The 20,258-nt window shown below is 33.6% G+C and carries 18 protein-coding genes; 9 read left to right on the plus strand and 9 right to left on the minus strand.

Annotation, left to right across the window (positions count from 1 at the left end):
- From aroC to ED556_RS07930, 7 genes are all read left to right on the plus strand, one after another.
- On the plus strand, nucleotides 1-751 hold a 751-nt coding region (aroC, locus tag ED556_RS07900), incomplete at its 5' end, for a chorismate synthase (protein ID WP_296321806.1).
- A 57-nt stretch (nucleotides 752-808) separates the two neighbouring features.
- Nucleotides 809-4,009 (plus strand): AsmA-like C-terminal region-containing protein, encoded by a 3,201-nt coding sequence (locus ED556_RS07905; RefSeq protein ID WP_296321808.1) that lies wholly within the window; start codon nucleotides 809-811, stop codon nucleotides 4,007-4,009.
- A gap of 20 nt (nucleotides 4,010-4,029) precedes the next feature.
- Nucleotides 4,030-5,355: a dicarboxylate/amino acid:cation symporter gene (locus ED556_RS07910; protein WP_296321811.1), complete on the plus strand. Its 1,326-nt coding sequence runs from the start codon at nucleotides 4,030-4,032 to the stop codon at nucleotides 5,353-5,355.
- A gap of 58 nt (nucleotides 5,356-5,413) precedes the next feature.
- Nucleotides 5,414-6,451, plus strand: a complete 1,038-nt coding sequence (gshB, locus tag ED556_RS07915) for a glutathione synthase (RefSeq protein WP_296321814.1) — start codon at nucleotides 5,414-5,416, stop codon at nucleotides 6,449-6,451.
- A gap of 12 nt (nucleotides 6,452-6,463) precedes the next feature.
- Complete coding sequence (locus tag ED556_RS07920) at nucleotides 6,464-7,618, plus strand: sulfurtransferase (RefSeq protein ID WP_296321817.1); 1,155 nt, start codon at nucleotides 6,464-6,466, stop codon at nucleotides 7,616-7,618.
- 5 nt (nucleotides 7,619-7,623) lie between these two features.
- Complete coding sequence (locus ED556_RS07925; RefSeq protein WP_296321820.1) at nucleotides 7,624-8,454, plus strand: N-formylglutamate amidohydrolase; 831 nt, start codon at nucleotides 7,624-7,626, stop codon at nucleotides 8,452-8,454.
- Nucleotides 8,454-9,611 carry a tyrosine/phenylalanine carboxypeptidase domain-containing protein gene (locus ED556_RS07930; RefSeq protein ID WP_296321823.1) on the plus strand — a complete coding sequence of 386 codons (1,158 nt, stop codon included), beginning with the start codon at nucleotides 8,454-8,456 and terminating at the stop codon, nucleotides 9,609-9,611. Before ED556_RS07925 ends, ED556_RS07930 begins: the two co-directional genes overlap by 1 nt.
- A 280-nt stretch (nucleotides 9,612-9,891) precedes the next feature.
- Here the strand turns inward: ED556_RS07930 and ED556_RS07935 are convergent, their stop codons facing one another.
- Both ED556_RS07935 and ED556_RS07940 read right to left on the minus strand, forming a co-directional pair.
- The gene (locus ED556_RS07935) at nucleotides 9,892-10,314 is read right to left on the minus strand and encodes a DCC1-like thiol-disulfide oxidoreductase family protein (RefSeq protein WP_296321826.1); all 423 of its coding nucleotides are present in this window, start codon (nucleotides 10,312-10,314) and stop codon (nucleotides 9,892-9,894) included.
- A complete protein-coding gene (locus tag ED556_RS07940; RefSeq protein WP_296321827.1) occupies nucleotides 10,311-12,488 on the minus strand; it encodes a DNA mismatch repair protein MutS in 2,178 nt (725 codons plus the stop codon). Before ED556_RS07940 ends, ED556_RS07935 begins: the two co-directional genes overlap by 4 nt.
- 66 nt (nucleotides 12,489-12,554) lie before the next feature.
- Here ED556_RS07940 and ED556_RS07945 point away from each other — a divergent pair, with 66 nt between their 5' ends.
- The gene (locus tag ED556_RS07945) at nucleotides 12,555-13,229 is read left to right on the plus strand and encodes a uracil-DNA glycosylase (protein WP_296321830.1); all 675 of its coding nucleotides are present in this window, start codon (nucleotides 12,555-12,557) and stop codon (nucleotides 13,227-13,229) included.
- Here the strand turns inward: ED556_RS07945 and ED556_RS07950 are convergent.
- From ED556_RS07950 to ED556_RS07980, 7 genes are read right to left on the minus strand one after another with little or no spacing between them, the layout of a single operon-like run.
- Nucleotides 13,222-13,806 (minus strand): hypothetical protein, encoded by a 585-nt coding sequence (locus ED556_RS07950; RefSeq protein ID WP_296321833.1) that lies wholly within the window; start codon nucleotides 13,804-13,806, stop codon nucleotides 13,222-13,224. The genes ED556_RS07945 and ED556_RS07950 overlap by 8 nt on opposite strands.
- 44 nt (nucleotides 13,807-13,850) lie before the next feature.
- Nucleotides 13,851-14,711, minus strand: a complete 861-nt coding sequence (locus tag ED556_RS07955) for a substrate-binding domain-containing protein (RefSeq protein ID WP_296321838.1) — start codon at nucleotides 14,709-14,711, stop codon at nucleotides 13,851-13,853.
- A gap of 5 nt (nucleotides 14,712-14,716) precedes the next feature.
- Complete coding sequence (locus ED556_RS07960) at nucleotides 14,717-14,926, minus strand: hypothetical protein (RefSeq protein WP_296321841.1); 210 nt, start codon at nucleotides 14,924-14,926, stop codon at nucleotides 14,717-14,719.
- A 6-nt stretch (nucleotides 14,927-14,932) separates the two neighbouring features.
- On the minus strand, nucleotides 14,933-15,805 hold the full coding sequence (locus ED556_RS07965; RefSeq protein WP_296321844.1) for a nucleoside phosphorylase: 873 nt from the start codon (nucleotides 15,803-15,805) through the stop codon (nucleotides 14,933-14,935).
- 2 nt (nucleotides 15,806-15,807) lie between these two features.
- On the minus strand, nucleotides 15,808-16,734 hold the full coding sequence (locus ED556_RS07970; RefSeq protein WP_296321848.1) for a DUF1835 domain-containing protein: 927 nt from the start codon (nucleotides 16,732-16,734) through the stop codon (nucleotides 15,808-15,810).
- Between the two features lie 3 nt (nucleotides 16,735-16,737).
- Nucleotides 16,738-17,067 carry a translation initiation factor gene (locus ED556_RS07975; protein WP_296321851.1) on the minus strand — a complete coding sequence of 110 codons (330 nt, stop codon included), beginning with the start codon at nucleotides 17,065-17,067 and terminating at the stop codon, nucleotides 16,738-16,740.
- Nucleotides 17,068-17,076: 9 nt separating this feature from the next.
- Nucleotides 17,077-18,024, minus strand: a complete 948-nt coding sequence (locus tag ED556_RS07980) for a 2-oxoglutarate and iron-dependent oxygenase domain-containing protein (RefSeq protein ID WP_296321853.1) — start codon at nucleotides 18,022-18,024, stop codon at nucleotides 17,077-17,079.
- Nucleotides 18,025-18,169: 145 nt separating this feature from the next.
- Between ED556_RS07980 and ED556_RS07985 the strand changes: the two genes are divergently transcribed.
- Nucleotides 18,170-20,170, plus strand: coding sequence for a dehydrogenase E1 component subunit alpha/beta (locus ED556_RS07985; protein ID WP_296321856.1), 2,001 nt, complete (start codon nucleotides 18,170-18,172; stop codon nucleotides 20,168-20,170).
- Nucleotides 20,171-20,258: the final 88 nt, after the last annotated feature.

Genomic DNA, 20,258 nt, shown 5'->3' on the forward strand with positions numbered 1-20,258 from the left:
TCACGCCGATTTTACTTACGATCAAAAGTATGGCATACGAGATTATCGCGGTGGTGGACGCAGCTCGGCTCGTGAAACGGCTTGTAGAGTAGTGGCTGGTGCAATTGCAAAACAATTTTTGTCTCAGATACATATTAATGCATTTACCTCTTCGGTAGGAGATATTTCTCTAGAAAAGCCTTATCAAGATTTGGATTTTAGTAAGATAGATTCCAATGTTATTCGTTGCCCTGATGCTGAGGCTGCAGAAAAGATGATAGCTAAAGTGCAAGAGGTAAAAAAACAAGGTGATACTATTGGTGGGACTATTACTTGTGTTATTCAAAATGTTCCTGCGGGATTAGGAGAACCAGTGTTTGATAAGCTTCATGCCGAATTAGGAAAAGCGATGTTATCTATTAACGCCGTAAAAGGTTTTGAATATGGTAGCGGTTTTGAAGGTGCAAAAATGATTGGCAGTGAACATAACGACAAGTTTAATGAAGATGGTACTACACAAACCAATTTATCTGGTGGTGTACAAGGTGGAATTAGTAATGGAATGGATATCTACTTCACAGTAGCTTTTAAGCCTGTAGCAACTACCTTGCAAAAGCAAGAAACTATTAATAGCCAAGGCGAAACTGTAGAGATGCAAGGTAAAGGAAGGCACGATCCTTGTGTTGTGCCTAGAGCAGTACCTATTGTCGAAGCAATGGCTGCATTAGTTATTGCAGATTATACCTTACTAGATAGGATTAGTAAGTTATAATAAATTCTATACGAAAATAGTTAAACATATATCGGTTGTAATACTATTTAACTGTACATGAAATATTTAGTTCTAAAGAGAAAAAAGCTATGGAAGCTATTGCTGTATATAGGTTTAATACCTTTATTGGTTCTAAGTATAATTTTTGCATACATCTACTCCAAACAAGATGCAATAGTAAAAAGTCAGATATCTAAATTAAATGAGAATCATGCCGCGCTAATAACTGTAGGAGAAAGCAATATATCGTTGTTTAAGAATTTCCCTTATGTATCTGTTAAAGTCAGTGACTTAGAAATTTTTGAATCTAAGGCGGAAGACGCTTCACTTATTACGCGATTAGATAAAATTTATGTAGGCTTTAATTTGCTAGATATTTTAAATAAAAACTACGATGTACAATCTATTTTGTTAGAAGACGGTTTTGTAAATTTTGTGTTGCATGAAGATGGTACTAATAATATTGAAAATGCTTTAAAAACTGGCTCTGAAGCTTCTGATAGTACATTAGCCACTGATATTCATCTCAAAAAAATTAAGGTCAGAAATTTAGATGTACATAAGTTAGACGAGTCCACTAATTTAGACATAGAATCTTTAATCTATTGGGGAAATGGCGGCTTTAAGACTAAAGATAATCAGATAGAAGCTCATATAGATTCAGAGTTTGAGCTTAACATTATAAAAGATTCTGATACAACTTACATAAAGCACAAACATTTTCAATTTGATACAGATTTAAGCTTTAATCAATCTTCTGGCATACTTAGTTTAGAGCCTACAACAGTAGTGATGGAACATGCAGATTTTGAGTTAGAAGGCACTTTAGATACTAAAAACGATATGGATTTAGATCTTTCTGTTAAAGGCAAAAAATCCAACTTTGATATACTTATAGCTTTTGCTCCTCATGACCTTATTCCTGTTTTAGAAAGCTATAATAATGCAGGTAATATCTATTTCAATAGTATTGTAAAAGGTCCTGTATCTAATAACCAAATGCCTTTTATAGATGCTAATTTCGGAACAGATAAAGCATTTTTAGAGAACACTCAAAAAAAACGACGAATTAGTGATTTAGGGTTTAAAGGTCATTTTACTAATGGCGATGCACGAAGTCTTGAAACTATGGAATTTTCATTAACTAATATGAATGCCAAGTTAGAAACAGGAAATTTTACAGGCAATTTTGTAGTTAAGAATTTTGAACACCCAGATATTGATGCGCAAGTTGATGTTGATTTTAATATAAAGTTTGTTGCAGATTTCTTTAATATTCAAAGTATTCAGAACACAGCTGGGAATATTGCTTTGAAAATGAACTTTCATGATATTATAGATCTCAATCAGCCTGAGTTAGCCATAAGTAAATTAAATCAAGCTTATTTTAGTGAGTTAAAAATTAAAGATTTAAGTATAGATTCTGACGATTTTCCAGTTCCCTTAAAACAGTTAAATGCACATGTGGTATTAAATGGTAAAGACGCCAAAATAGAGAACTTAGATGCACTCGTAGGTAAATCAGATGTATCTATTAAAGGCACACTTTCAGATTTTCCTTCTATTATACATCATACAAGCGATAGTGTAAATGCACATTTAGATATTACTTCAAAGTTAATTGACTTAGCTGAGTTTACCAGATATTCTAAAGTTGATAGTGTTGGTATGAATGAGCAGCTCACAAACCTAAGAACAGGATTATCCTTTAAGGCTTTAGCAAAAGATTTTACTGAATTTGACCATTTGCCAAAAGGTGAGTTTTTTGTAGATAGTTTGTATGCAGAACTAAAACATTACCCTCATAATTTTCACGATTTTCACTCTGATATATTAATTGATGAAAACGACATGAAAATTGTAGACTTTACTGGTTATATTGATGATTCAGACTTTCATCTTAATGGTCTTGCCCATAATTATGAGTTTTGGTTTAAAGACAGTTTAAACGGAGATGTTGATCTTGACTTTAAATTAACTTCAGATAAATTAAGACTCGAAGACATATTTACTTATAAAGGCGAGAATTATGTTCCTGAAGAGTATAGACATGAAATGTTTAAAAACCTAAAGTTGCACTTTAATTCCTCAATGCATTATAAAGCTTCTAGTTTACAATCAATAGATTTAGATGTGCAGCAACTAAATGCAAATATGCAATTACACCCTAATACGTTTGAAGACTTTAGTGGGCATTTTCATTATGAAAACGACCAGCTTGTAGTCAATGATTTTAATGGAAAAATTGGCAATACCAATTTTGATGTAGACTTAAATTATTATTTAGGTAAAGAAGATGGAAAAAGTAGTAATAACTCACTAAACCTTAAGTCGGATTATATTGACTTTGATACCCTTTTTAAATTTGACCCAAAACCGCCTAGTAAAGAAGTAGTTGAAAACGAATTTGAAGATGTAAAATCTCATGCCGAAGCTTTTAACATCTACGAGTTGCCTTTTGCAGATTTGACCTTAAATCTTAATGTTAAGCGTTTAATATACCACAGGATAGATTTAAAAGATATTAAAGGCGAATTGCGCACTACTAAAGATCATTTTATCCACGTCGATACGTTGCAACTTAATTCTGCAGGCGGAAACTTTAAACTTTCAGGTTATTTTAACGGAAGCGATGCAAAGCATATTTACTTTAAGCCAAATCTCGTTATGGAAAATGTGGATATAGATAGACTAGCTTATAAGTTTGAGAATTTTGGACAGGATCATGTCTTATCAGAGAATCTACATGGTAAATTAACGTCTACAATTACAGGTAATGTAAGATTATATCCAGATATGGTGCCCGATTTGGATCAGTCTGAAATTCATATGAATGTCAAGATTTTAGAAGGTAGACTCGAAGATTATGAACCAATGTCTATGTTTTCTGATTATATTGGTGATAAAAATCTAAAGAAGATTCGTTTCGATACGCTTCAAAACAGTTTAGATATAGATAAAGGAAAAGTAGTTATTCCAAACATGACAATTGAATCTACGTTAGGCCATATTGAGTTTTCTGGTACACACGATAGTAGTCATAATATTGAATACTATATACGAATACCGTGGAAAACAGTTAAGAAAGCTGGGCTTTATAAAATTTTTGGAAACAAGAAAAAAGCAGATTCTGTTTATGGAGAAGAGGACATTGTAAAAGTTGACAAAACGAGAAGAACACGTTATTTAAATCTAAAGATTATAGGAACAATGGATGACTATGATATATCTTTGGGAAAGAAAAAGAATAAAAAATAAGATACACTATAAACTAGCATATGAAAAAACTAGCTCTACATTGGAAGATTTTAATAGGAATGCTATTAGGACTCATATTTGGATTTTTTATGACCCAAATAGATGGAGGTAAAGCCTTTGTTTCGGATTGGATAAAGCCTTTAGGTTCTATTTTTGTAAAACTATTAAAGTTAATCGCTATTCCACTAATTCTAGCTTCACTCATTAAGGGAATATCTGATTTAAAGGATATATCAAAGTTTAAGAATATTGGACTTCGTACTATTGGTATTTATATTATAACCACAATAATTGCTATTTCTATTGGTTTAGCATTAGTAAATGTTTTCCAGCCTGGAGATGGAGTTTCACAAGAAACCATAACTAAACTAACAGAGACATATTCTGAAAACAGTAGTGTAAAAGCTAAAATTGCTGAAGCCTCAAAGCAAATGAGTTCTGGACCTTTACAATTTTTAGAAGATATGGTACCGGATAATGCATTTTCTGCACTTAGCAATAATAAGTTAATGCTTCAGGTTATTTTCTTTGCTATATTCTTAGGTATTTCACTATTACTTATTGGTGAAAAGAAAGCCGAGCCATTAAAAAATGTTTTTGATTCTTTAAATGATGTAGTTCTTAAAATGGTTGATCTTATTATGTTGTCTGCGCCTTACGCAGTGTTTGCATTATTAGCAAATGTTGTTGTGTCTTCCGATGACCCTGATATACTATATGCTTTATTGAAGTATGCAGGAGTAGTAGTGTTTGGTTTAGTCTTAATGATTGTTTTTTATACATTTCTTGTGGCGACCTTCACAAAGAAAAATCCATTATGGTTTTTAAAAGAAATTAGCCCTGCACAATTATTAGCATTTTCTACAAGTAGTAGTGCAGCGACTTTACCAGTAACCATGGAGCGTGTGGAAGAGCATATTGGTGTAGATAAGGAAGTCTCTAGTTTTGTTTTGCCTGTAGGTGCTACTATTAATATGGATGGTACAAGCTTGTATCAAGCTGTTGCAGCGGTGTTTATATTTCAGGCATTGGGGTTAGATTTAACTTTTGCTGATCAAATCACAATAGTACTAACAGCCTTATTGGCTTCTATTGGTAGCGCAGCTGTTCCCGGAGCTGGAATGGTAATGTTAGTAATAGTTTTGGAGTCAGTAGGATTACCTCCAGAATTATTACCAATAGGTTTAGCCTTAATATTTGCTGTAGATAGACCTCTAGATATGTGTAGAACAGTAGTGAACGTCACCGGAGATGCTACAGTATCTATGGTTGTTGCAAAATCTGTAGGTAAGCTCGGAGAACCAAAAATAAAAAATTGGGACGATAATTATGAAGCTGTAAAATAGATTTGTAAAACTCTATAAACTTAGTATCTTAACGCTACAAAAATCAACCATAAAGATTATGAATGTTTGTTTTATAATGTACTCTTGGGAAAAGATTGACCCTGAGAATGATACAAGTTTGGCATTAATAAAAGAATGTGTAAAAAGAGGTCATGGTGTAGCCATGTGTACACCTGCAAATTTGACTATAAGAGATAGTGTAACAAGTGCTTTTTGTACGGTAATTGGTCGTATGGAAAAAGTACCAAGTGGATTAAAATCGTTTTACAATAAAGCAAATCTACGCGAAGAAATGTTACCATTAGCTGGTTTTGATGCTATATTTTTTAGAGCAAACCCGCCACTTGATCCACTAATGCTTAACTTTTTGGATTCTGTTAAAGATGATGTTTTCATAGTGAACTCATTACAAGGTATGCGTGAAGCCAATAACAAGTTATACACAGCTGCCTTTGGTGATGCACATAGCAATATTATTCCTAATACACATGTGTCTAAAAATAAAGAATACCTTATTCAACAAATAAAAGAATCTAATGCAGATAAGATGATTCTAAAGCCATTGAATGGTTTTGGAGGTTCTGGAGTTATCTTGATCGAAAAATCAGCAATGAGTAATATTAACTCGCTTTTAGATTTTTACATTAGCGCTGGTGATGGTGAATCTAACTATGTTATTCTTCAAGATTATATCGAAGGTGCTGATAAAGGTGATGTTAGAATATTACTACTTAATGGAGAACCTGTTGGAGCTATGAAACGAGTACCAGGTAGTGACGATCATCGCTCAAATGTTTCTGCTGGAGGTTCGGTTCAAAAGCATACCTTAACTAAAGAAGAGAAAGCCTTATGTAAGCAAATTGGTCCTAAATTAGTAAAAGACGGACTCTATTTTGTGGGTATCGACGTGATTGGTGGTAAACTTGTAGAAGTAAATGTAATGTCTCCTGGAGGAATTACCTACATCAATAAAGTATATAAGAATAAGCGTAAAGTAGAAGAAAAGGTCATTGACTTTTTAGAGAGTAAAGTTATAGACAATCTTCAAGCGTTTAATAGAAGAGCAAGACTGCGTAAAACGGTTGATGAAGCTTAATCGCATGTAACAATGCTTCAGATACAATCACCATTAGTTTCAGTTGAATGGCTTCATGAGCATCTAGAAGCCCAAAATCTTATTGTTTTAGATGCCACTATCCCTAAAGTGTCAGGAGATGTATCTTACGACTCAGGAGAACTTATACCTAAGTCTCGATTTTTTGATATAAAGACAAAGTTTAGTGATGTCAATGCAGAGTTTCCAAATACGTTGCCTTCGATAAAACAATTTCAAGACGAAGCTAGAAAGCTTGGGGTAAATAGAAATAGTCCAATTGTAGCATATGACAAACATGGTATATACTCAAGTGCACGCGCTTGGTGGTTATTTAAATATTTTGGACATGAAAATGTTGCGGTTTTAGATGGCGGCTTTCCTGAATGGAAAGAATGTGGGTTTGATATAGAACAGCAATATTTCATTGATTTCGAAGAAGGTAATTTTTTTGCTACTGAGCATAAAGAATTGATGACTAATTTTGAAGGTATAAAAGAGTATTCTCATGATAAAGATGCTTTAATTATAGATGCACGTGCTAAAAAACGATTTTCTGGTGAAGTTCCTGAACCAAGAAAAGGGTTGAGAAGTGGCACAATCCCGAATTCAAAAAACTTGCCATATACAGATCTATTAATTAATAAAAAGTTTAGAAGCGTCTCAGAGTTAAAAGAAATCTTTGAGGATGTAAATTTTGAACAAAACCATTTGGTTTTTAGCTGTGGTTCAGGAATAACAGCATGTAATTTAGCATTAGCAGCAACTCTTGCTGGATATGATAAATTAACCGTTTATGATGGGTCTTGGACAGAATACGGATCACTGACCAAGTCTTTTTTAGATACACCAAATTGGTCAAAGGACGAATTAATAGCCTATATTTTGCTATATGCTTCACATTCTGACCTTAAAGAAGATAATCATGAGCGCAACGTTATCATCTCTAAGGTAGATATGCAGACATTTCAAAAAATTCACGATGAATTTTCTAATGACAATGACTTTCAAAGTATTCAAAAAATATTGGCTTCTATAGAGAGACACAATTACTCTAAAGAAAAACTAGAAGAACTACTTGTAGATATTAAAGCGCTATTTTTTGCTGACGGTGATTTTGATATCAGAGAGCATTTAATGCTATTATTTTTAAAACGAATCTTAAAATAAAACCTATGCAAAAGTTATCTATTGATGCAATTATAAAAAATATTGAATCAGAGACATGTTTTCATGCGGTAGCTGAGGACTATTCTTTTACAATAAAGATTGACAAATATGTACATTATGCCTGTGGTGCAGTTCATGATGGACATCAGTTTAGGAAAGAATTATGGGACAACTGTTTGCATACCGAGTATGACCGTTGGTATGAAGAAGACCCAGAAACTAAGGCCATGGTGATTTCGCATCCAATTGTGATAGCTGGTTGTGACTCTCGTTTTGAATATGATTTAAACAGAATACCAGATGAAGCTGTTTTTGAAACTGCTTGGGGTAAACAACTATGGAAATCACCTTTACCAGAAGACCAAAAATCTAAAAGTCTGCAGAAGCACACTAACTTTTATAAAGTCGTACATGCATTGATAAAAAAACTAGAGTCAAAGTTTGGTGTATGTGTTGTTTATGATATGCATAGCTATAATTGGCAACGATGGGATAGGGAAGTGCCAACTTGGAATTTGGGTACTGCCAATATAGATAATGAACGATTTGGTAATAGTGTGGAGTCTTGGAGAAGTGTTTTAGGTTCACTTTCGTTACCAGGACATATTAAGCAAACAGCGAAAATCAATGATACCTTTCAAGGTAATGGTTATTTTTTAAAATTTATTACCAATAATTTCAATAATACGTTAGTTTTGGCAACCGAAATCGCAAAAGTATATTGTGACGAATACAATCAGATAATTTATCCTGAAGTTGTAGATGCAGTTGAGAAGCAATTGAGAGATAAATTACCAAAACATGCCGAAGAGTTTTACAAAACGTATTCTAATTAATGACGATAATTAAAACTACAGAAGAGTTTCAAGACATTTTTGATATTGATTCCAATCTCGATAGATTGGTTAAGAATATTGAATTACTTAACTATATAAATCCTTTAAACATATCTGTTGAGAAGAAAAAATTCTTTTCGGCTAAGTACAATTACGAGCCACAATTTAAGTACCCAAAATTAAAATTCAATGGCTATAAATTGCACCGTCTATTCTTTTCGCAACGATTGGAGCGAATTGAAGATGATGATATTCGTCAATTATATGAAGACGTCATTTATGAATATTCTGGGCTCATAGAATGTATACAAACTATTGGTCAAGGTCGTAAGTTCTATTACAATAGTCTAAAAAGTTTTGGTACACCAACTGAACGCGACATTGAAAATGCGCGATTTATCTTGAGGTTTGATGATGTTAATGAAACGGATTTAGAGCCTATTCATGATGTTAATTTCGCTAAAGATTATTTTGAAGATTATTCTAAGCGATACGATTTTAAATACACATTAAAGATTAGTAATAATATTTCTGCCGCTGCAATGGTGTTGAATAATACGCAGACTTTAGTATTACGAAAGAATCATCTATTTAGTAACAATCAACTACAAGTACTTGCTAATCATGAGATTGGTGTGCATATGGTGACAACATTTAATGGTTTGTCCCAGCCATTAAAAGTATTCTCAAATGGGTTTCCAAATAATGTTGAAACACAAGAAGGCCTAGCCGTATATTCTGAATATATGAGTGATTCTTTAACTATGTTTAGATTAAGGGAATTGGCATTTAGAGTTATCGCTGCTGATAGTCTTAACAAAGGCTATTCATTTTCTGATACTTTTGATTTGCTTCACAGACAATACAAACTTGAACGCAATAAAGCATTTAGTATCACTCAGCGTATTCATCGTGGTGGTGGATTTACAAAAGACCATTTGTACCTTAAAGGCTTAAGTAATGTTTACAAATATGCTTCAGAGGGAAAGGATTTAGGAAGATTATTAATGGGGAAAGTGTGTATGTCTTATTTGCCTACAATAGAGAAGCTCCTCGATATGGGGCTTGCCATAGAACCAAAGTATTATACAGATTCTTATTTCGAGAATACCAATAGCAACCCAAATATCAATTTTATTCTTAAAGGATTAAAGTAATTGTTAATCCATAATAAGATTAAAACCTCAAAGCAAATAGATCTTATCATTTTTCAATGATACCTTCAAAAGATTAGACTTGCCTTCTAAAGGAGTTTAACTCATTCCTAACTAACTGAAGTTAGGGTCAAACTAATTACAATTTGCTCTGAGGTTTTTAAAAATAACCATCAACTTAAAACTCTCTGGCATAAAAGTATGGAGTAGTTGTAATTCTTGAAAGGTATATTGAGTAAATGGGTCGTTTTGGTGAGTAAAATGACCTTTAGAATAAGTTTGCTTAATCTATAAACTTAGCTTTTAACTCTGGAGTAGGAATCATACATGCGTCTTTTCTTCCAAACCATTTGTAACGATTACGAGCAATAAAATCATAAACCCAATTTCGAATGACGTTTGGAATTATATAAAAAACAACTAGCAGATTCGTTGGAAATCCCAGATGTTTGGCTACATTTAAAGCAGCAAGCGATTTGTAGGTTATTGAATCTTTACTTGGATTATATAGGATAATAGAATCAACTTTTGATGTGTCTACATCAAATTTTTTAATCAAGTGTTCACCAATCTCACTTTGCAATGGTGCAAAAAGAAATTTGTTCTTTTTATCACGTTTTATTACGTATAACACACTGTTATTACATAGGTTACAAACACCATCGAATAAAATAAGTTGTTTATCTTTTGGAATAGTTTTCATCATTTTTTTCCTTCCACTAATTCTAATAAATCTAAGCTAACATTGGTAGTAAACAAACCATAGTTTACTGTTGCTTTACCTTTTTCAATGTTATCTATACTGCCAACAGCTCTACCATCATGCATACGTACACGGTCACCAATTTTAAGTACAGGTTTTGGTGGAGCAGGCTTTTCCTTTTCTTTTTTCTTGGCAGCTTTCTTCTTTTGTCGGATTACTTCTACTTTCTTTTCAGCTTCCTTTTTCACCTGAGCTTCTTTAGCCTTTTCTGCACGTTTTTGTTTTGCTGAAAGCTTTTTGCGCTTAGAGTTTTCTATTTGCACTAACCGAAATAGCTCAGCTAATAATTCACGTTTTTTCTTATTATTCTGAAATTTTTCAGCTAAATCATTAACCTTTTGACCTAGATATATTAAGCGTTGGTTGCTATCGTACAACTCCTGATAACTTTCCAATTTCTTCTGAATCTTAAGATTAATCTCTTCTAGCTTTTCAGCTTCCGAAAGTTTTTTCTGTTCGTTAACTTTTAATGAGCGTTCAGTTCGCTCAAGTTTACTTCGTTCTTTCTGAAGTTTGGCAATGGTTGCATCAAATCTTACTTTTCCACGCTCAATTTTCTTTTTGGCTTTATTGATAAGACTATAGGGAATTCCATTTTTTTGAGCCACTTCAAAGGTAAACGAACTTCCAGCTTGCCCAATTACCAATTTATATATAGGCTCTAATGTACGCTCGTTAAATAACATATTCGCATTCTGCATATGGGGTAACTCGTTAGCTAAAAGCTTCAAGTTAGAGTAATGCGTTGTAATTATGCCAAAAGCTTTTCTATCGTAAAAGACTTCTAAAAATGCTTCAGCCAAAGAACCACCAAGTTCTGGGTCAGAACCTGTTCCAAACTCATCGATCAAGAAGAGTGTGTTTTTGTTACACTTTTTCAAAAAGTAGTTCATTTGTTTTAACCGATAACTATAGGTACTCAAATGATTTTCTATAGATTGGTTATCGCCAATATCGCTTAAAATTTTATCAAATAAGCAAGCTTCACTTCGTTCGTGTACAGGAATTAGCATACCGCTTTGTAGCATAACCTGCAATAAACCAACAGTTTTTAAGGTGATACTCTTTCCGCCGGCATTTGGTCCAGAAATAACAATAATTCTACTATCATCACTAAGTGAAATAGTTTGAGGAAATGTTTTTTCGTCTTTAGAACTATTAGTTAAATAGAGTAGTGGGTGATAAGCATCTCTCAAAAACATGCGACGTTCTTGAGTAATTTTTGGCAAAATAGCATTCATGCTTCTCGCATATTTTGCTTTTGCCGAGATCACATCTATTTTTATTAAGAAACTTAAATAGCTTTCTAACAATGGTAAAAATAAACGAATATAATCTGTAAGTTCTTTTAAAATCTTTATGACTTCTTCTTTTTCTTCATAAAGTAAGTTATTGAGCTCTCTAGAATATTGTAAGGTGGTTTCGGGTTCTATATATACTATGCTCCCTGTTTTGCTACCACCCATAATTGCACCTCTAACTTTGCGACGATACATAGCTTTAACTGCTAACACACGTTTGTTCTCAACTACAGATTCTCGTATATCATCAAGATACTCTAGGTTATGATATCTGTTTAAAGCCGAAGCAAAACTTGTATTAATTTTAGTCCGAAAGCCCGAAATTGATTTTCGCAATTGGGCTAAGTTTGGTGAGGCATCATCTTTAATGTCACCAAAACGATCTACTACATTATCAACTTGTTCTATAATAGTAGTAGTTATCTCTACAGATTGCGAGCGTTGAAATAGAGCAGGATAATACTCTTTGAACTTTTCAAGAAAATTTAAAATACTATTTATTGTAAGAGAGGTACTTACAATTTTTTGCAAGCCAGAAACTTCAAGATAAGTATTCTCTATACCAAGAAGCTTTATTTCTTTCGTTAGGTCTTCAAAACCATGATTAGGAATGCGATTGTCATTATCAAAAGACGCATGGTACTCATTTGTATATGCTAACTCTTTAAATAATATGTCCTTTTCTGAAAATGGTAAAATATTGAGCGCAGCTTTTTTTCCTAACTCAGTGATGCAATGTTCACTAACTTGGGATTTAACGACGTTAAACTCAAGGTCATCTAAAGTCTTTTGGTGTATGTTAATAGTCTTGCTCATTACTTGCGGGTGCAAATTTAAGTCAATTCGATAACAGCACCTAATGCATAGTTTTATATTTGTAGTATGAATATCTCTATAGATTCTAGTTGGGAAAATTACTTAAGCAAAGAATTTGAAAAATCTTATTTTTCAGAATTAATTGCTTTTGTTAAAGACGAATATGTTACGCAACAATGTTATCCAAAAGGATCGCAAATATTTAATGCTTTTAATCATTGTAAGTTTGATGACTTAAAAGTTGTAATTATTGGTCAAGACCCATATCATGGACCAAATCAAGCTAATGGGCTTTGCTTTTCTGTTAATGACGGAATAGCACATCCACCTTCATTAATTAATATTTTCAAGGAGCTACAAACTGATATAGGCATGCATTATCCTCATAGCGGTAATTTGGAATCATGGGCAAATCAAGGTGTGCTATTACTCAATGCAACGTTAACTGTTAGAGCACATCAAGCCGGTAGTCATCAAAATAAAGGTTGGGAACAGTTTACAGATGCAGTGATTACAACAATTAGTGAGTATAAAAAGGATATTGTCTTTTTACTTTGGGGTGGTTTTGCAAAGAAGAAAGTTAAACTTATAGATACCACTAAGCATCATATATTAACGTCAGGTCATCCATCACCATTAAGTGCCAATCGTGGATATTGGTTTGGTAATAAGCATTTTAGTAAAGCAAATACTACATTAAAAGTATTACAAAAGACAGAAATTAATTGGTCTCTTAGTTAACAGTAATTGTGTATTTAGCTTGCTCATCTGAGTTTACAATTCTGGTATTAATATCTACGAATCTAAAGTCATTACTACTGCCTATACTTACTGTAATTAAGCCAAATGCACTATTTGATGCTAATCCTGAACCAGATAGATAAAAAGTGCCTGTTTCATTTAATGTAATTGAGAATTTACTTTTAAACTGGTTGCCGTCAAATGTACTAATCACATTAATAGCAGAACCTGTAATTGTGACATCACCTTCAGTTGCAACTATATCATCACTACTCAGTGTTACGGTTAAATAATCTCCGAGAGTTTCTGTAAATAGGAATACATCGAATTGTGCTTGCTCAGCTCCGTTTGTATAATCTGTTAACGTAATAGTTTCGTTATTGATTGTAGTTTGAATATTATCTATTACAGTTTCTATAACTATTGTTTCTCCGACATTAAACGTCGTAGCATCATCTTCTATTGATATAATTGTATTGTTTGTAATTGATTCGAAATTAGCGATATCTTCTTCTGGTGCGCAAATTGTTGCTAAAAATGAAATAAATAACATTAGGACAGCTGACGTAGGTTTCATGGAGTTTTTATTTTGTAGATGATGAAACCATAAAATGGTTGCGTTTATAAATTCATTTTATAAACTAAATCTTTATAGTCCCATTTTTCTTCTATAATATTCAGTGCTAATAATTGGTCTTGTACGTTATTGAGTGTTTTTTTATCAATTAATTGTTGTGACCATTCTGTAAGCGATAACCATTCTTGAACGTCTTCTAACTTTTGTTCATAACGATTAGCAATTGTACGGTCTATGCTAGGAATATTTTTAAAGTCTAAAGTCGTATTATTTATTATATCAAGTATGATTTTAAGATCTTCAAGATTATTCTCTAGAAACTCATTACGTACAGCTATAACAAAACATGGCCAAGGCGATGGGCAGTTACCTATACGTCTAAAAGTACCATCATCCACCAAAGGCTTGGTTGTAAATTTTTCCCACAAGAAATAATCAGCAGCTCCATTGGTTAAACCTTCAACTGCACCACTCAGGTTTTTAATTACAGAAAACTGAAGGTCTTTTTCTAATTCCCAATCATTGTTTTGCGCATTAACATAGGCCATTAGATGTGAACCAGATCCATAACGGCTAATAGCTGCTCTAGTACCTTTAATATCATCTAAAGTTTTGAAATTTGAATCTGCTGCTACATGAATACCCCAAATAAGAGGAGATTGTGTATATGTCTGTACAATTTTTGAAGGATTACCGGCAATGATATCTTTTACAATCCCTTCAGTAAGTATTACAGCTAAGTCAATATCTCCATGTCTAAGACCTTTACACATTTGTCCAGTTCCGCCATGATAATCGTGCCAACGCAGGTTAATGCCCTCATCTTTATATTCGCCATTTTTAAGAGTGAGATACCATGCTAGATTAAAGTGCTCAGGAACACCGCCAATGTTTACCTTTTTCAAAATTTCTATAGTGTTTTGTGTTTACGCTGAACAATTTGTCGTAATAATATAACACCAATTGCAATTGCCCAAAATAGTATTAATCCGGTTCTAAAAATACGTTCGTTTGGTATGCCAATAAGCAGATAGATTAGGGTTCTGATTATACTTGCAATAAGTAGAAATATTGCTAAAATGTAGAATAAATTAAGCGTTTTAATTATAATGGTGTTCACAAAAAGTTATATATTAACAATGCGTTCTAAGGCATAAACAATAAGTTGTTCGACAGTTTCTTTTGGTTGTTTGCTAAATGTACCATTGGCTCTATTAGCAATAATAGCATTCAAAGATAGCGCTTCATGACCTAATAATTTTGAAAGCCCATAAATAACGGATGTTTCCATTTCAAAATTAGTTATTCTAAAGTTTTTATAACTAAAGTTATCGAGTTTAGAATTTAGATTGGCGTCTTGTAAAGGTAGCCGTAATACACGACCTTGAGGCCCATAAAATCCACCAGCAGTACCAGTCATACCTTTTAATATGTTGTTGCTTTCAAAGTACTTTTCGAGGTAATTACTATTATTAATTACTATTGGTCTTGCTTTATTTTTATCCCAATTGGTGTGCGCTATAAACGCATCTTCGATCTCAGGGTTTGATATACCATCTATTTGATAGAAATGCAGCATCCCATTGACATCAAGCCCATGAGTAGTCATTAAAAACGAATCTACAGGAATATCAGGCTGTAATGCACCAGATGTTCCTATTCTAATAATATTAAGGCTCGTTAAATTGGTTTTTGGCTTTCTTGTATTTAAATCGATATTAACTAAAGCGTCCAACTCATTAAGGACAATATCTATATTATCTGGGCCGATACCAGTAGAAATTACGGTAATTCTTCGGTCTTTATAATAACCAGTTTGGGTTTTAAATTCGCGCTTTTGAGTCGTAAATTCAATACTTTCAAAGTGCTTTGTAATCTTTTCAACTCGGTTTTGGTCTCCCACAAAGATTATAGTGTCTGAAATATGCTCAGGCTTAAGATTAAGATGATAAACGCTACCATCGGGATTTAGTATAAGTTCAGAGTCTTTTATCGACATTGTTAAACAGTTTTAATGAGTTTGTTTTCTGGTGTACTAAATTGAAAATTTAATCGAGACAACCCACCATATGCTATTTCATTTTTAATCTCCTTAGCATAATTATGTTCACCAATTAAAGCTTCATGACCCTTACGGTTGAGTGTAACCTTATCTATACCCACGTCATAAAAGATAGAAAGTTTATCTATAATCCGTTTAAATTGAGTATCACCATAACCATAAAATCCTTGGTAATTTAAACAATAGCCTAATAAATGATGTACAGATTTAATATCCTTGTCTTTTATAATTTCAAGAATATTTTCCTCAATGCTATCGAGTCCGTTTTTCTGATTAGGAAAACGTTTCAAATGTGCTTTTAGGCAATTGGTTAAATATTTAAAATTAGAATTTTTAATGATATAAGGCTTTAAAATGTTATGGTCTTTACCGCAATAGGTTCTCCACAGCGCAACAGCCAATTCCTTATCATCTTTATCCAACAACACCTTTTCCATGTAATGTTGTAATAATTGCTCAGGATTAAGCTCTGGCAATCCTTTTAAGGATTTTTCACCTTCAACACGACCACTACATATTAGATATAATGGTGTGTCAATTTCCTTTTGATGTAAGAGACTTATAACTGCTATTAAATTAATATGACAGAACAGATCATATTCGAACCATAAATTTATTTCATCATATTTTTTTTGATCCAAAACTGCAATAGATTCAGCTAAGTCATAATTACTGGTATCTATATCGTACGTTGCGTTTAAGAAGGATTTACGAGTCTCGTAGAATTTTTCAGAATCAATAAACGGAACAGTAGGGCCTTCACAAAGCATCTCTCTCCAGGTTAAGATATCATCTGTAAAATCTAATTCTCTTAAATAATCAGTTAGACTAGAGCCATTGGTAATGTGTAATCGTTGTATACTCATAAATCAGCCGCCTACACGCTTTACCTTAAAACCCTTGCGCTTTAAGATTGCCATTATTTTGTCTCGGTAATCACCTTGAATAATGATTTTTTCATCCTTGAAACTACCGCCAACACTAAGCTTTTGTTTCAATTCTTTCGCGAGCTTTTTAAAATCGTCTGTAGCGCCATTATAGCCCTCTAGTATTGTAATTGGCTTACCTTTACGTTTCTCATATTTACAAATGATAGGGTCATCTTGAAGCCAAATATTAGAGGATGTTTCATCAGTTTGTTTTGAAACGTCTTCTTCGTGATCTGGGAATAGATTCTTTAATTGATCTCTTAGATCCATAGAAACGAATTACTTTTTTAACCCTAATTCGATTAATCGCTCATTTAAGAACTCGCCAGCAGTAATATTATCATATTGCTTTGGGTTATCCTCATCAATACAGCTTTCTAAAACATCTAATTTCATTTCACTTATTGGATGCATAAAAAATGGAATAGAATATCTCGATGTGCCCCATAACTCTCGTGGTGGATTTACCACGCGGTGAATTGTAGATTTCAATTTGTTATTCGTATGGCGTGATAGCATATCACCAACATTAATCATCAATTCATCTGGTTCTGCTATGGCATCAATCCATTCACCTTTATGGTTTTGCACTTGAAGTCCACGACCTTGTGCGCCCATGAGCAGGGTAATAAGATTGATATCACCATGAGCAGCTGCTCTAACAGCATTTTTAGGTTCTTTTAATATCGGTGGATAATGGATAGGTCTTAAGATTGAATTACCATTATGGATATAATTGTCAAAATATGTTTCTTCTAATCCCACGTGTAATGCTAATGCTCTTAGCACATATTTAGCCGTTTCTTCAAGTTTTTGGTACGTTCTTTTACCAACGGTATTAAAGTTTGGTAATTCCTTTACTTCAACGTTATCTGGGTATTCTTTGCGGCGGTCTTCATCATCTTCAACATATTGTCCAAAATGCCAAAACTCTTTTAAATCGCCTTCTTTTTTACCTTTTGCACTTTCCTTTCCGAATGAGATATAACCGCGTTGTCCACCAATACCTTCAATTTCGTACTCACGTTTTTTCTCAACTGGTAGATCAAAAAAGTTTTTGACTTCAGTATATAATTCATCAACGAGTGCATCATCTAAAAAATGTCCTTTGAGCGCTACAAAACCAATATCTTCGTATGCCTTACCAATCTCATTTATAAATTTTTGCTTTCTTTCTGAATCTCCTGACAAAAAATCTTTTAAGTCTACACTAGGTATTCTGTCCATGTTGTCTGATTTAGTATTTAGTATATGCAAATCTAAGGAAAAGCCCTTAAATATTGGATTTTTGGATTCATAAATATGCAATTAATAACTAAAAATATCGCCCGATTTTAATTACATTTGGATTCACTAAATCAAAACTATTTTCATGGCTAATAATGCTGAAAATCAATTGTCATATCCTCAAACTTCTTTGGACAATGAGTTGCTATTAAGCTTATACTATAATATGCTAAAGCCTCGAATGATAGAGGAGAAGATGCTTATTCTTCTGCGGCAAGGAAAGATATCAAAATGGTTTTCTGGAATTGGCCAAGAGGCTATTTCTGTTGGCGTTACAATGGCCTTGCAATCTAGCGAGTATATATTGCCAATGCATCGTAATCTAGGTGTTTTTACTACTCGTGAGATTCCATTATTTCGATTGTTCTGTCAATGGCAAGGAAAGGCCAGTGGTTTTACTAAAGGTCGTGATCGTTCATTTCATTTTGGTACTCAAGAGTATCATATTGTTGGGATGATTTCACACCTTGGTCCACAACTTGGTGTGGCTGATGGTATTGCTTTGGCAAACCTTCTAAAACAAAATAATAAAGCCACAGCGGTATTTACTGGCGAAGGTGGCACAAGCGAAGGTGATTTTCATGAAGCACTAAACGTAGCTTCTGTATGGCAATTGCCTGTTTTATTTTGTATTGAAAATAATGGGTATGGTTTATCAACACCAACTTCAGAACAATACAATTGTGAACATTTAGCAGATAGAGGCAAAGGCTATGGTATGGAGTCGCATATTTTAGACGGAAACAATATTTTAGAAGTATATACTAAAGTCTCTGAACTGGCTGAAAGTATTCGAACTAATCCTAGACCAGTTTTACTAGAATTCAAAACATTTAGAATGCGAGGTCATGAAGAGGCTAGTGGCACAAAATATGTCCCTGAGGACTTGATGAATTATTGGGCCGCAAAAGATCCGATTACAAATTTTGAAACTCATTTGAAATCTATAGGAGTTTTATCTGAAGACAAAGAGGCCGAGTTCAAAGCTGGGATAAAAGATGAGATCAATGATGCTTTAGAAAAAGCATATGCCGAGGAAAGCATCATTCCTAATTTAACTACCGAGTTAATTGATGTTTACAAACCATTTGAATATCAAGAATTTAAGGCTAATTCAGAATTAAAAAAGTTGCGACTTATTGATGCCATTTCTGAAGGCTTAAAGCAATCTATGGAACGCCACGATGATTTAGTCATTATGGGACAAGACATAGCAGAATATGGAGGTGTTTTTAAAATTACGGAAGGTTTTGTAGAACAATTTGGAAAAGAACGGGTTCGTAATACACCTATTTGTGAGTCTGCAATTGTGGAAACTGGGATGGGTTTATCTATTGCTGGAATGAAAGCCGTAGTAGAAATGCAGTTCTCTGATTTCGTGTCCTCTGGTTTTAATCCAATTGTAAATTACCTCGCAAAGTCGCATTACCGTTGGAATCAGCAAGCTGATGTTGTAGTACGTATGCCATGTGGTGCTGGTGTTGCTGCTGGACCATTTCACTCACAAACCAATGAAGCTTGGTTTACCAAAACACCAGGATTAAAAGTAGTTTACCCAGCTTTTCCTGCTGATGCCAAAGGCTTATTGGCAACTGCTATTAATGACCCAAATCCAGTATTATTCTTTGAGCATAAAGCGTTATACCGTAGTATAAGACAAGATGTACCAACAGAATATTACACATTACCGCTTGGGCAAGCATCACTTTTAAAAGAAGGCAATGCTATCACAATAATCACTTATGGAGCTGGCGTTCATTGGGCATTAGAAGTCTTGGATAGCAATCCTGAGATATCAGCTGACCTTATTGACTTGCGCACACTTCAGCCTTTGGATAAAGAAGCAATCATTACTTCAGTAAAGACAACAAACAAGGCAATTATATTACAGGAAGACTCGCTTTTTGGCGGTATTGCAAGTGATATTTCAGCTATGCTAATGGAAGACTGTTTTGAGTATCTTGATGCCCCTGTAAAGCGTGTTGCTAGTTTAGAAACACCAATACCTTTTGATAGCCAACTCGAACAGCAATATTTAGCAAAAGGTAGATTTGAAAATGCTTTGAAGGAGTTGTTATCGTATTAATGCACCTCTACATTCTGGTTTCCCTATAAATTACTTATAGAAAATTTATAGCTAGCTCCTTGTGCACTCGTCACAGACAAGCGCTAGC

The organism is Winogradskyella sp. (genome assembly GCF_003712105.1).
Lineage (GTDB): Bacteria > Bacteroidota > Bacteroidia > Flavobacteriales > Flavobacteriaceae > Winogradskyella.

What these genes read in the sequence shown, in the direction of transcription:
- ED556_RS07905 (WP_296321808.1), top strand. Translation starts at nt 809, where the DNA reads ATGAAATATTTAGTTCTAAAGAGAAAAAAGCTATGGAAGCTATTGCTG.
- ED556_RS07910 (WP_296321811.1), top strand. Translation starts at nt 4,030, where the DNA reads ATGAAAAAACTAGCTCTACATTGGAAGATTTTAATAGGAATGCTATTA.
- gshB (WP_296321814.1), top strand. Translation starts at nt 5,414, where the DNA reads ATGAATGTTTGTTTTATAATGTACTCTTGGGAAAAGATTGACCCTGAG.
- ED556_RS07920 (WP_296321817.1), top strand. Translation starts at nt 6,464, where the DNA reads ATGCTTCAGATACAATCACCATTAGTTTCAGTTGAATGGCTTCATGAG.
- ED556_RS07925 (WP_296321820.1), top strand. Translation starts at nt 7,624, where the DNA reads ATGCAAAAGTTATCTATTGATGCAATTATAAAAAATATTGAATCAGAG.
- ED556_RS07930 (WP_296321823.1), top strand. Translation starts at nt 8,454, where the DNA reads ATGACGATAATTAAAACTACAGAAGAGTTTCAAGACATTTTTGATATT.
- ED556_RS07935 (WP_296321826.1), bottom strand. Translation starts at nt 10,314, where the DNA reads ATGATGAAAACTATTCCAAAAGATAAACAACTTATTTTATTCGATGGT.
- ED556_RS07940 (WP_296321827.1), bottom strand. Translation starts at nt 12,488, where the DNA reads ATGAGCAAGACTATTAACATACACCAAAAGACTTTAGATGACCTTGAG.
- ED556_RS07945 (WP_296321830.1), top strand. Translation starts at nt 12,555, where the DNA reads ATGAATATCTCTATAGATTCTAGTTGGGAAAATTACTTAAGCAAAGAA.
- ED556_RS07950 (WP_296321833.1), bottom strand. Translation starts at nt 13,806, where the DNA reads ATGAAACCTACGTCAGCTGTCCTAATGTTATTTATTTCATTTTTAGCA.
- ED556_RS07965 (WP_296321844.1), bottom strand. Translation starts at nt 15,805, where the DNA reads ATGTCGATAAAAGACTCTGAACTTATACTAAATCCCGATGGTAGCGTT.
- ED556_RS07970 (WP_296321848.1), bottom strand. Translation starts at nt 16,734, where the DNA reads ATGAGTATACAACGATTACACATTACCAATGGCTCTAGTCTAACTGAT.
- ED556_RS07975 (WP_296321851.1), bottom strand. Translation starts at nt 17,067, where the DNA reads ATGGATCTAAGAGATCAATTAAAGAATCTATTCCCAGATCACGAAGAA.
- ED556_RS07980 (WP_296321853.1), bottom strand. Translation starts at nt 18,024, where the DNA reads ATGGACAGAATACCTAGTGTAGACTTAAAAGATTTTTTGTCAGGAGAT.
- ED556_RS07985 (WP_296321856.1), top strand. Translation starts at nt 18,170, where the DNA reads ATGGCTAATAATGCTGAAAATCAATTGTCATATCCTCAAACTTCTTTG.